At 45.8% G+C, this 11,915-nt stretch carries 11 protein-coding genes and 1 pseudogene; 11 read left to right on the top strand and 1 reads right to left on the bottom strand.

Features of this window, described 5'->3' with window-relative positions; translation table 11 throughout:
• The first annotated feature begins 26 nt into the window (after window positions 1-26).
• The 10 genes and pseudogenes from IH879_11335 to dinB all read left to right on the top strand — a co-directional run bounded on the left by IH879_11335 (window position 27) and on the right by dinB (window position 9,180).
• Window positions 27-485, top strand: coding sequence for a hypothetical protein (locus IH879_11335; GenBank protein ID MCH7675527.1), 459 nt, complete (start codon window positions 27-29; stop codon window positions 483-485).
• Window positions 486-751: 266 nt separating this feature from the next.
• Entirely contained in the window at window positions 752-934 is a 183-nt protein-coding gene (locus IH879_11330) for a hypothetical protein (GenBank protein MCH7675526.1), read from the top strand.
• A gap of 323 nt (window positions 935-1,257) precedes the next feature.
• Window positions 1,258-2,001 carry a succinate dehydrogenase/fumarate reductase iron-sulfur subunit gene (locus tag IH879_11325; protein ID MCH7675525.1) on the top strand — a complete coding sequence of 248 codons (744 nt, stop codon included), beginning with the start codon at window positions 1,258-1,260 and terminating at the stop codon, window positions 1,999-2,001.
• Between the two features lie 98 nt (window positions 2,002-2,099).
• Window positions 2,100-2,516, top strand: a complete 417-nt coding sequence (locus tag IH879_11320; protein MCH7675524.1) for a fumarate reductase subunit C — start codon at window positions 2,100-2,102, stop codon at window positions 2,514-2,516.
• A 74-nt stretch (window positions 2,517-2,590) separates the two neighbouring features.
• Complete coding sequence (locus IH879_11315) at window positions 2,591-2,938, top strand: fumarate reductase subunit D (GenBank protein ID MCH7675523.1); 348 nt, start codon at window positions 2,591-2,593, stop codon at window positions 2,936-2,938.
• 95 nt (window positions 2,939-3,033) lie between these two features.
• Window positions 3,034-3,531 (top strand): hypothetical protein, encoded by a 498-nt coding sequence (locus IH879_11310; GenBank protein ID MCH7675522.1) that lies wholly within the window; start codon window positions 3,034-3,036, stop codon window positions 3,529-3,531.
• Window positions 3,532-3,688: 157 nt separating this feature from the next.
• Window positions 3,689-4,294, top strand: coding sequence for a PorT family protein (locus tag IH879_11305; GenBank protein MCH7675521.1), 606 nt, complete (start codon window positions 3,689-3,691; stop codon window positions 4,292-4,294).
• Between the two features lie 526 nt (window positions 4,295-4,820).
• Window positions 4,821-7,301 (top strand): prolyl oligopeptidase family serine peptidase, encoded by a 2,481-nt coding sequence (locus tag IH879_11300; GenBank protein MCH7675520.1) that lies wholly within the window; start codon window positions 4,821-4,823, stop codon window positions 7,299-7,301.
• A 214-nt stretch (window positions 7,302-7,515) separates the two neighbouring features.
• Window positions 7,516-7,897: pseudogene (locus IH879_11295) on the top strand (four helix bundle protein).
• Window positions 7,894-9,180, top strand: coding sequence for a DNA polymerase IV (gene dinB / locus IH879_11290; GenBank protein MCH7675519.1), 1,287 nt, complete (start codon window positions 7,894-7,896; stop codon window positions 9,178-9,180). The pseudogene IH879_11295 and the gene dinB overlap by 4 nt, the downstream one beginning before the upstream one ends.
• A 179-nt stretch (window positions 9,181-9,359) precedes the next feature.
• On the opposite strand, the gene IH879_11285 is transcribed toward dinB, so the two are convergent.
• Entirely contained in the window at window positions 9,360-11,297 is a 1,938-nt protein-coding gene (locus IH879_11285; GenBank protein MCH7675518.1) for a GWxTD domain-containing protein, read from the bottom strand.
• A 218-nt stretch (window positions 11,298-11,515) separates the two neighbouring features.
• Between IH879_11285 and trxA the strand changes: the two genes are divergently transcribed.
• The coding region (gene trxA / locus IH879_11280; protein MCH7675517.1) for a thioredoxin at window positions 11,516-11,915 on the top strand (400 nt) is incomplete at its 3' end.

The raw sequence follows: 11,915 nt of genomic DNA, 5'->3' as shown, positions 1-11,915 counted from the left end.
AAGAAAAGACAGATCAAAAAATTGAGTTGCCTGAACTGTACCTTGAACAAAAGTTGGACCGCACAGTTAGCAATCTTGCTGCTTTTATTACTTCTAGCATTGCTTACACCAAGTCCATGGGAAAGACAGCAGAAGACTACGGCAAATTTATTGGCGAAACATTTACTCCTAGCTGGGAGGGAGCCAAGGGAAAGGGCATATCGCCATTCATACAAGGGATGTATCGGAATCTGCAACCAGACAAAAATTTCCGTATGGAAATCTTGAGTGAGTCTAAAACGTCGGTTGAAGGAAGAATGAATAGATACGGGGAAGCTACCGTCAAAGCCTATGCCAGAACTGGTGTTACAAATGAAGAAGTGGATGCTTGTTTTGGGAAAGTTTGGGAAACAATAGCAAATTATCTGGGACTGGAGTACAAGCAAAAAGTTGAAGGGGATTGGATCGTTTTTACGATTACTGAAAAGACATTGACAGGTAAGTAGCTATATTGGAGTCGGTTCAAGTTTTAGTACCCTGAAATGACGCCTAACACGGCACTGCAGTTGACGGCGGGGCGCGTGCTTTTTTGGTTAGTTTTTTGCTTTTTCAAAGTTAATTTTCGTCTCGCAGACACCGTGCACATGCACCGCCGCAACTGAGCGCCAGGCCGTTATACGGTTACGGGAGGCTCAGACTTGTTGTACGGTGATATTGGAGAGGACAAATTGAGCGGTCGTTTTGAGAAACGTGATTGAAATGGAGAAAACTCATGCTACAAGATTTACAAAGTAAAAAAGTAAAAGTATATCTAGGTGTAGTGCCGGGATGGACTGATTGTATAAAAGGTGAAGTTATTGCAATAAGTGACTCCTGGATTAAAATCCAAACCAAGAAAACAGTAGAACTTATAAATCAAAATACTGTAAAAAGAGTTACAGTATTGTCATCATGAAATTGTTTCTTTTTAGTAGATTTTGTCTTGAATAGAGAAAATCGTATAACAATAAAATTCACGCCGGGTGCCCTTGACATGAAATGAAAAAGAACTTGTGTGGCACGAGCCTTTAGGCCGTGCTGAACACCACCTTGGCCCCTTGGCCTAACAAAAGCAAATTCAGCCGACGCGCTTCAGTTGCGTGATTCTGCTTTAATGAAGATTCGAGACTTTGTGCATCTCCAGAGTCTTGCGTCAAGCGCGCCTGATTTGCGTCGTTAAACAGGTAAATTTAGTGCGTAGCAAAGTAAATAATATGCAATAATATCCAAAGAGGTCTTATGCCAACAAACATCACACTAGAAGTTTCACGCTATCGCCCGGAAGAAGAAGCAGAGCCGGTTTTCCAAAGCTACGAAGTGCCGTTTCGCAAAGATTGGGTCATCCTCGATGCGATAAATTACATCAAAGACAATATCGACGGCACCTTGTCGTACCGCTGGTCTTGCCGCATGGGCGTTTGCGGCAGTTGCGGCATGATGGTCAACGGCACCCCGGTGCTGACTTGCGCGACTTTCCTGGAAAAATATTTGCCGGGGCCCATCCGGGTTGAGCCTCTGGACAATTTTCCCGTGGTTCGGGATCTGGTCATCGAGATGACCGATTTTATGGAGAAATTAAAACGGGTACAGCCCTGGATCGTGCGCGAGGAAGAGAAGCCGTTGTCTGAGGGGGAGTACTTGCAGACTCCTGTCGAGCTTGAGGACTACAAGCAATTCAGCATGTGCATCAATTGTATGTTATGTTACTCAGCCTGTCCGGTCTACGGCCTGGAACCGACTTTCATTGGCCCGGCGGCCATAGCCATTGCGCAGCGCTACAATTTAGACAACCGGGATCAAGGAAACCAGCAGAGACTTGAGATACTATCCGAGGACGATGGCATTTTCGAGTGCACCTTAGTGGGAGAATGCTCCGCAGTGTGCCCGAAAGACGTCGATCCGGCCGGTGCGATTCAGCGCTTCAAAGTGGCTGGGACCGCGAACTGGTGGAAGTCTTTGTTGATGCCGTGGGGAGCTAAATAGAAACTTGAGATCGAGAATGGAGGATCGAGAATGGATGTTTTTTTCTATCCTCTATCTTCCATCCTCAATCCTCAGATATCATTTGGAGAAAAGATTACATGGCTAACAATCCCAATTACACTAAATACCACCCCAAGTGGTACCGAAAGCGCATTCCCATTTTCTGGTGGATGCAGAAATGGGCCTACACCAAATTTATTCTGAGGGAGCTGACGAGTTTAGCCGTGGCGTTTTATGTAGTTGTTTTGCTGTTACAAATTCGCGCTTTGGCGCAAGGGCCGGAGGCTTATGCGAATTTCCTAACCTGGCTTAAAACTCCGGTTTCAATCGTTTTGCATGGTGTTGCTCTTTTGTTTGTGCTTTTCCACAGTATCACCTGGTTCAATCTCGCACCGAAAGCTTTGGTCTTTCGCCTCGGGAAAAAACGTATCCCGGATGCGCTGATCGCTGGCTCAAACTATGCCGCCTGGGTGGTTTTTTCCGCGGCGATTATGTGGATGATACTGACAATTTAAGCTATCAGCTAATAGCTCTCAGCGGTCAGCCGTCTGTTTTAGCTGAAAGCTGATAGCTGACTAAGGAGTCATTTATGAAAAAGAACATTGATCCTTTTTGGTGGGGGTTGTTTGGCGCCGGGGGGGCAATCTCTGCAATCTCTATACCTGTGCTGCTTTTTTTGACTGGTCTCGCGATACCCCTTGGCTGGATCGAGCCGCCTGCCTACGAAGACTTATTGACTCTGGTAAAACATCCGCTGACACGTCTATTCCTCTTTGCTCTTATTTCTCTCTCTCTTCTGCACTGGGCGCATCGATTCCGGTTCACACTTTACGATGGCTTACAAGTCAAACATTTAAATGAACTGATTGCGGTTCTTTGTTATGGCAGCGCGATTCTTGGCACATTTGTAACTGGGTTTATTTTATGGAGTTTCTAAGCTGCGAAACTCGAAAAAATACAAATAACCTCAAAAACGAACAACAAAATTTTATCATTAATAAATTAGGTTAACATTACGACCAGGAGAGACTCATGTTTGAACTCAAACCTTTATCAGAAAAAGGTATCCCGGCAGCCATCGAAAAAGCAGAACGATACCGACTGCTGAATGAGCCGCGTTTGGCGGAAAGTATCTGTCTGGATATTCTTGAGGTGGATGCTGATAATCAAAAGACAATCGTCATTCTCTTGCTGGCAGTTACGGATCAATTCGGCAAGGGCAGATCTGTTGATCCAAATGACGCGCGTCAATTACTCCCGCGCTTGAAAGAGGAATATGATCGCGAATATTACGCCGGAATTATCTGCGAACGCCAGGGCAAAGCGACCCTCAATCAAAGTATTCCGGGCGGAAATTATCTCGCCTATGAATGGCTGCGTGACGCCATGGAGCATTTCGAAAAAGCCGAAAAGATGAGACCCTCCGGAAACGATGACCCAATCTTGCGCTGGAATACTTGTGTGCGTTTAATTGAGCGCAACAAACTTGAAGCCAGACCGGAAGAGCCGGTGCAAACGATGCTGGAATAGTTCTTACTAAAAATCGGGATATTCTAATAAATTTCGAAAGGAGGTGATTAAGTTATTAGTTAGTAACATCGAATACAGAAAAACGGCAATCTGTATTTTCATAATCAAATCATGCCGTTGGCTCACAAATTTTTCATAGGAGGTTATCATGAAAAAAATGAGTGTTTTAGTGGGGGCGTTGTTCACACTAATTACTGTTCTACCTGCCACCGCACAAGTCAATTTTGGTGTGATTGGCGGCTTAAACCTGGCAAATTTGAGTGTTGACCCAGACGACGGGGTGGATCTTTCCAACCGCACCGCTTTTGGAATAGGCGGTATCTTGAGTTTTGGCATGGGTGAAACTTTAGCATTGCAGTTGGAGCCAATGTTTCTCCAGAAAGGCGCAAAACTAAAATTCTCAGAGCAAGGATTCACTCTTGAAACCGAATTCAAGATATCCTATATCGAGGTGCCAGCGATGCTCAAGTTTGCCTTTGGTAGCAGCGATACCAAGCCCTATGTTATGGCTGGTCCAACTGTCGGGTTCTTGCTTAGCGCCAAAGCGGAAGATGAAGACGTCAAAGATGACGTCAAGAGCATCGACTTCGGACTTGCTTTCGGCGGTGGGGTGAGCTTGCCAATGGGCAATAACACCGTTTTTGTCGAAGGGCGTTACTCCCTTGGTCTATCGGACATTAATGATGACTCGTCTGACGACACTGAAATCAAGACCAAGGGCATCCAGATTATGGCCGGCATCACCTTTCCCCTTGGTGGCTGATAGCTACTCCTACAGGGGACGGTTGCCTGTCTAAATGATCCTGAAGGGAGATACAGAGGCACAGTTTTTCGGACTGTGCCTTTTTTATTATCCCACGGAAATTGGAGTTCGCATAAATAGATGTCGATTATTCAAATATGTTCGGCCGAAGCTCACAAAAACGCCGCGGGTGGCAGCGCAAAGCAGCCCGAAAGAATGCAGTTGTGCCCTCTTATTTTGAAGTCTCCCCTGAGGCAGTTTTTATAATTTGCGGAAAATGCAAAACCCAATTTCAACGAAACCTCATTCCATATTTAAATGAACCAACTTTTATTTGCCCAAAGTCCTCCTGCAAGACTAAAAACTGGGTGCCGGTAACTTACAATTTATAATAGTCCCTTTCGAAGGGGTGGAAGCGCAAGACGAACCCTGATTGCGCTTTCGCTCATCGCTTTACACTCCTCGCTCTACGAATCCCTTGACAAATATAAAATTATTTGACATATTTCAACTCTCCAACTAAACAACAAAATAACAGGAGTCCGCCATGTTGAATTCTTTAATGCACTCTATTAGAATGGGTGAGTTCAGAGTTATTTTCATCATGATTTTGGGAGTCTTTTGTCTAAGTAAAGCGCCAATGCTTGCTCAAGACACGTCTGAGCAAACCTATCAAATGCCGGCAAAAGTGATAGCCGATTTAGTGGATGCGCCTTCTACGCCATCTGTAGACATCGACCCGACAAACACCTGGATGTTGATTTTAGAAAGGCCGAGTTTGCCATCCATTTCCGAATTAGCACAGCCTGAACTTCGCATCGCCGGTCTGCGAATCAATCCGAAAACCAACGGACCAAGCCGTAGTAGATATTTTTCAGCTTTGAAGCTAAAAAAGATTTCCGGTGGTGAAGAAGTACCGATTACCGGCCTTCCCGAAGGGGCCCGTATCCGTTATGTCGAATGGTCGCCCGACGGCAAGCATATCGCTTTTTTGGCCGTCGAAGAAAATGGTCAGAACTTGTGGGTTGCAAACGTTGCTTCAAGAAAGGCGCGCAAGCTGATTTCATTAAGAGTAAATAGCGCTTACCGCACCCCATTTCACTGGGTTTCAGATAACCGGACTTTAATATGCAGAATTGTTCCGGATGATCGTGGTGAGCCGCCAGTTGCACCAACTGTTCCCGTTGGCCCGGTCATGCAGGAAACAACCGGTAGAAAAGCAGCTGCGCGTACTTACCAGGATCTCCTGAAGGATACCCATGATGAAGCATTGTTCGAATATTATTTAAATGCTCAAGCAGTTCAGGTAAATCTCGACGGCAAAACCACCCCTTTGGGCTCTTCAGGTCTAATCAAGCGTGCCGAACCTTCTCCCGACGGTAAATATATTTTGGTTGAGACCCTTCATCGCCCGCTCTCTTATCTGGTTCCGGTACGTCGTTTCCCATATCAGGTTGAAATCTGGGATATGAAGGGCAACGTTGTAAAACAGATTGCCGATCTGCCTTTGGCCGAGGAAGTGCCGATTGGCCGTAACGCTGTCCCGACCGGGCCTCGTTCGTTTGACTGGCGCTCGGATACTAATGCAACCCTCTATTGGGTGGAAGCCCAGGATGGCGGAAATCCTAAGCAAGAAGCGGAAGTTCGTGATATTGTTTATACCTTAAAGGCTCCTTTTTTAGCAGCGCCTCAAAAACTTGTGTCCTTGGAACTACGGTACCGCGGTATCGATTGGGGCACCGGCGACCTTGCATTAGCTTATGAGTGGTGGTGGCAAAATCGCAGGGTAAGGACCTGGAGAATCAAACCTGATGCCTCTACAACCGAGCCGGATTTATTATTCGATTATTCCTACCAGGACAGGTATAATGATCCGGGTGAACCGCTCTCGAAGACAAATAGCCACGGTCACTCAGTTTTAGTAACCAACGGCAAGGTTTTATATCTGGCCGGCGATGGCGCTTCCCCTGAAGGGGACCGGCCGTTTTTGGATGAATTCAATTTTGCGACTAAAAAAACCAAACGCCTGTGGCGCTCTGAAGCACCATTTTATGAGCGCGTCGTTAACTTTGTTGACGCTGAAAAGCGTAAAGTGTTGACCCGGAGGGAATCAAAAACGGAGCCTCCGAATTATTTTGTTCGCAATTTACAAAAGAACAAGCTTGAGCAAATCACGGACTTTCCTCACCCCACGCCTCAACTCGCAAATGTGCAAAAAGAGCAAATTCGTTACGACCGTGAAGATGGCGTTAAACTGACCGCCACACTTTATTTGCCTCCGGATTACAAAATTGAAGACGGACCTTTACCGATGCTGATGTGGGCCTATCCACGTGAGTTTAAAAGCGCCGCGGCAGCGGCTCAAGTGACAAGTTCGCCACATCGTTTTGATCGAATTACCGGGTGGTCGAGAGTGCTTTGGACAGCGTTAGGCTATGCCGTACTCGACGCCGCGACCATGCCAATTATTGGCGAAGGCGATCAGGAACCCAATGACACTTATGTTACACAGCTCGTTGCGAGTGCAAAGGCTGCTATTGACGAAGTGGTTCGCCGCGGAGTCACGGATCGAAATCGAATTGCCATCGGCGGGCATTCGTATGGCGCTTTTATGACTGCGAATTTGTTGGCGCATTCCGATCTATTTGCTGCCGGCATTGCCCGCAGCGGAGCGTATAATCGAAGTCTCACACCATTTGGATTTCAGTCTGAGCAGAGGACTTTTTGGGAAGCTCCAGAAGTCTATTTCAAGATGTCGCCTTTTATGCACGCCGAGAAAGTAAATGAACCGATCCTGCTGATTCACGGCAAGGTGGATAACAATTCGGGAACGTTCCCCATGCAGAGCGAGCGCTTTTTTAATGCTGTCAAAGGGCATGGCGGTAAGGCCCGGCTGGTGATGCTGCCGCATGAAAGCCACGGCTACCGGGCACGCGAGTCTATTATGCATATGCTCTGGGAAATGTCCAATTGGCTGGAGAAATACGTGAAAAATATTCCGGGCGAAATGGAGACATCCATGAAATAGCAAGACCCCGAAAGAGCGTGTGAGCGAGAAGCGATTAGATAAAATTCGCTTCTCGCTCTACGCTTTTCGCTCTTCTCTTCTATCATCTGTTTTTCCTTAATTCCTTCCTAGAAAAATATTTCTTGCAAAAAATTTTCAAAGTGCTATATTATGGTGTATATTAGTACACTAAAGAGTTTCGAATTACTGGTTTCGAGTTTAAAGGAGGAAAAATATGCCTACTTTTAAAAGTTTTGAGGAGATCGAGAGCTGGCAGAAAGCTCGTGAACTTACACGGGAGGTTTACACGGTTTCGAATCAAGGTGCCTTTACAAAAGATTTCGGCTTACGTGATCAAATTCGAAGAGCAAGTGTTTCGATTATGAGTAATATAGCTGAAGGATTCGAGAAGAGATGGGAACCGGGAATTTCTCGCCGTTGCAAAGGGCTCGAGTGGCGAAGTAAGAGCGCAACTTTATGTTGCTTTTGATCGAGGCTATATTAACAAGAATACATTTGAAACCCTGTCTGCGATTTCAATTGAGATTGGCAGTCTCATTGGTGGACTCATGAACTATCTCCGCGAGACTGATATGAAAGGAAAGAAATTTAAATGAGTCTCCTGCAATCCGAAACCCGGAACTCGCAACTCTCAACTCGTAACCCGGGACCCGAAACTTCAAACTCGAAACTCATTCTCCACATCGATGCCGACGCCTTCTTCGCATCGGTGGAACAAGGGTTTGCGCCGTCGCTGCGCAACAAACCGGTCATCGTCGGCGGGACGGCGGACCAGCGCGGGGTGGTGCACACCGCCAGCTACGAAGCCCGCAAACTCGGGGTACACACCGGTATGCCTTTAGGCCAGGCGAAACGCCTGGTACCGCACGCCACATTTCTCAAAGGTAATTTTGAACACTACCAGGCCGTCTCCCGGGCCATGCAAGATATCTACTACCAGTTTACGCCTGCCATCGAAATGACTTCGCTGGATGACGCTTATTTGGATTTAACCGGTACCTTAAAACTTCATAAGCGTTCTTGCGAAGACATCGCGCGGGAAATTCAAGCGCGGGTTTACCGGGCCGTTAAAATTACAGTTTCATGCGGGATTGGCACTTCGAAATTCATTGCCCGGATCGCTTCGGGCCAAAACAAACCAAATGGTGTTTCCAGCGTGGCGCCCGGCAAAGAACTCGACTTTCTACATCCTTTGCCGGTTGAAGAGCTGCCGGGCATCGGACGGGTGGCGAGAGAGCGGCTACATCAGTTAGGCATTTTTCAAATCGGCCAGCTGGCTGCGATTCCGAAGCTGCTGCTCATTCAACTGTTTGGCGCCAACGGCGAAAAGTTCTGGGAGTTTGCCAACGGTATTGACTCCCGCGAAGTAAATCAGCGCAAGATTCCAAAACAGATTAGCAGAGAAACCGGTTTTGAAGAAGATGTGAGCGACTTCGATCTGGTGCATGAAGTGCTGCGCTATCTCACCGAACGCATCGGTAAAAAAATGCGTGAAGAGGAACTGGTGGGACAGACCGTTTCAATTAAAATCGATTATTCCGGCAACCGGCGTTTTAAAAAAGCACGCAGTCTGTCGCAACTAACCGACAGCACCGGAATTATTCACGGGATGGTCGAGACCCTTTTGCAGGAGACTCCTTTTCGACGGCTGCGGGTGCACCGCGTGGGGTTGGCGGTTTCGAAAATTAAATGCAAAAACTGGCAGGGCGAGCTGTTTCATGAACGCACTCGCAGTGAAGATCTGGAATCAGCGATGGATGAAATCCGCCGCCGGTTTGGTTTTACTGCGGTTATGCCGGCCAATTTGATTAATTTACGGAAGCACTACCGGATGGAAAAGAGCGGCTTTGTGCTGCATGCCCCGGCTTTGACGCGGTGAGTTACCGAATTAAAATCTTACCGGTTTCTGTATCAACGTTTAGATACATTTCGCCTGAAACAACCAATAATGTATCTATCAAAACTGAATCTGCTGTCAGCACTGCAAACTTATGTTTGCCAATTGGTATCCCTATTTAATATCTCACGCCAAAGTACTAATTCCAACATTTTATTTCTCTACTTCATCGAACTTGTGATTTTTTCTTTAATCTCAAATGCTGCTACTCTTTTCTTCTTTTCCCCAGAAATCTTATCCGAAATTTCGACTTCCAATTCATAATTACCCGGATTATAATTAGCCATAGAAATTCTGAAATCTTCCTTCACGGTGCTGCCGGTTGAGTTGAATTCAAATGAAGTGGCCACCAGTTCCCGACGTTCAAATTTCTTCCCTTTTTTCTTCAGTCTGATAATCCTGCTGTCCAGTTTAAAGTGTCCAAAACCTTTTTCATCAATTTTTAAATGATAAACTTCCAAATAGACTTGAAGCACATCTCCCTGCCAGATTTTGTCGGTTTGGACAACCGGGAAGGGCAGCATCTCGGCATTGGGCAAATTGGACGGTTCGACTCCAATCACGAGATCGCTGACTTCGAGCTTTTCCGGATCGGAATTTAGCAGGTCAATTTTTTCGAAGAATACTTTCCCAACTTTTGGGAGATTTTGCGTCAGGCTGTCGTCCTCAGAACCGGATGCCACCGCAGCAAGTGTGTAATGTACCTGGGTGTCGTTATGCGGTATCTTGAAGAAACCGGTGTTATCGAAGTCAGCAATCGGCTGAGCGAAAACTTGATCTGTTATTTTCATATCAGCGTCCCGCAATTGCAGACTGAAACTTAATTTATAATCCGGCAGGGCATCGCTTTGCATTATTTTCAACGGGTCGGTTTTAACGGCTTGAGGAGGAAATGCGAAAGCCATAAATACCAGAATTGGCTTGTTTCTTTTATCCAAAAAACGTGTTCGATTCGAAACCAAGGGGATGGATGTAATATATTTCTCAGGGTCGAACTGCTCCTTTGGCGCGTTTCTTTTTGCAGGACTATCTGCATCTACCACCCTGAATTTAATATGCAGGCCCTTAGCGATACTGCGATTGGAAAATGCGCTCGATTTGAATGGTCTTGTAGCGAGAGCCAGATTCTCATCAAGTTCATTGACCCGGCTCGAAAAAGACATATCGAAAGAACTGAGCTCGCTATAATAAAGCAATTGAAGGACTGCGCCAGGAACCACTCCCCATCGGTTCGTTCCCCTAAAGGCACGTTCCGGAATGAATTCTTCAATGCTGGTTCTCAAACCGAAAGGACCATTCCCTTCATCTCTCCCAAACAGGTAAATAATCGGTTCCTGTAAATTCAATAAACGATAAGCCCACACTTCACAATCCGGATAATTTAGATAGTTCTCAATCGCTACTCTAAATTCTCCCTTTTCTCGGGGAGAGATATTATACTCCCAGGCAACATTATAAATTTCTGCGGAGTTATCACCTAGGATGACTTCGCGTTTGTTCTCCGGCTCTCCATATTTAACATAAATTAACCCCCGGTCGTCGGTATCATAGATTGTATTTTTGTTCTTTTTAAAGTTTTTGCGCGCGTAAGCAATTCGCTCCCAGTGTTCTATGAGCCTTTCGTTTAAGACAGTTGTCGGATCCGGATCCTTTTCAAGCCAAAATGTTTTGATTTTCGCCGGCAGCCCTGGCCATCCTTTTTTTAGATCACTTTTCCAATCCTCGTATTCTGTCTTTTTGAGAATCGGGGAGATTCTTTCGACCTCTTTTTCGAAGTCTTTTTTAAAATTTTCTAAACTATTCTGTGAAATCCCCCAGTAGTACAAATTACTTGCTTTTTCATAGTATTGTTCGGCCTGTCTGTCAGTCGCAAGTTCGATGAATGAAAGCGCGATTCTCGGATCCGACTCGCCTCGCTCCTCCAAATGTTGTTTGCCCTCGAACCATATTTCAAGCGCTGTCTGCCAATCCCCGGACGCAAGTTTATCTTTGCCTCTCTCGTGGTAATTGCCGAATTTCGATTGGGCGATACTTAAGCTGGAAGTCAAACTGGAAAGTGAGAAGAAAATTATCAGGGCGGTTAAAACAGTCTCCCGCATCTTGAAACCTCAATGATTTTGGGCTGACCGGGTGGATTCGGGAAGAAGATGAATAAGTCTCTTTCAAAAAAAGTATGAAAAAAATTTACAAAAAGAAAGCAAAATTCTTTTAACAAATTTTAACCCCTTTACCGCAGCCTCATTCGGAACTAAATGGATTCATTGAGCGTTTTCATATTTCGAATTCAAAATGATTTTTAAATTTAAGGATTAGCTGAATGGAAAACGTCACCCTCGACTTTCAAAAAGATGTTATCGAAGCGAGCAAAACCACAGCGATCGTGGTTGACTTTTGGGCGGAATGGTGCGGGCCGTGTAAAATGCTGACACCGGTCTTAGAGAACCTGGCTGGCGAGGCCAGCGGTACCTGGAAGTTGGTAAAAGTGAATACAGACGAATATCAGGAACTGTCGGCAGAACATGGGATCAGCGGGATTCCGGCAGTTAAAATGTTTTCCGACGGCAAAGTGATTGCTGACTTTGTCGGCGCTTTACCGGAAGCGCAAGTCCGCAGTTGGCTGGAAGAAAACATTCCGACTGAATCAAAAAACCTGTTAGAAGAAGCAAAGAAAGTTCTGTCTGATGGCGATAAAAGCAAGGCCCAAAATCTTTTTGAAC

It is taken from the genome of candidate division KSB1 bacterium (genome assembly GCA_022562085.1).
Lineage (GTDB): Bacteria > Zhuqueibacterota > Zhuqueibacteria > Oceanimicrobiales > Oceanimicrobiaceae > Oceanimicrobium.
Note: the sequence above shows the minus strand (reverse complement) of the source record. Positions and strands in the feature narration are given on the sequence as shown.

Coding starts and splice junctions, on each gene's coding strand:
- IH879_11315 (MCH7675523.1), top strand. CDS start 2,591: ATGAAAAAGAACATTGATCCTTTTTGGTGGGGGTTGTTTGGCGCCGGG.
- IH879_11300 (MCH7675520.1), top strand. CDS start 4,821: ATGTTGAATTCTTTAATGCACTCTATTAGAATGGGTGAGTTCAGAGTT.
- dinB (MCH7675519.1), top strand. CDS start 7,894: ATGAGTCTCCTGCAATCCGAAACCCGGAACTCGCAACTCTCAACTCGT.
- IH879_11285 (MCH7675518.1), bottom strand. CDS start 11,297: ATGCGGGAGACTGTTTTAACCGCCCTGATAATTTTCTTCTCACTTTCC.
- IH879_11310 (MCH7675522.1), top strand. CDS start 3,034: ATGTTTGAACTCAAACCTTTATCAGAAAAAGGTATCCCGGCAGCCATC.
- IH879_11330 (MCH7675526.1), top strand. CDS start 752: ATGCTACAAGATTTACAAAGTAAAAAAGTAAAAGTATATCTAGGTGTA.
- IH879_11320 (MCH7675524.1), top strand. CDS start 2,100: ATGGCTAACAATCCCAATTACACTAAATACCACCCCAAGTGGTACCGA.
- IH879_11305 (MCH7675521.1), top strand. CDS start 3,689: ATGAGTGTTTTAGTGGGGGCGTTGTTCACACTAATTACTGTTCTACCT.
- IH879_11325 (MCH7675525.1), top strand. CDS start 1,258: ATGCCAACAAACATCACACTAGAAGTTTCACGCTATCGCCCGGAAGAA.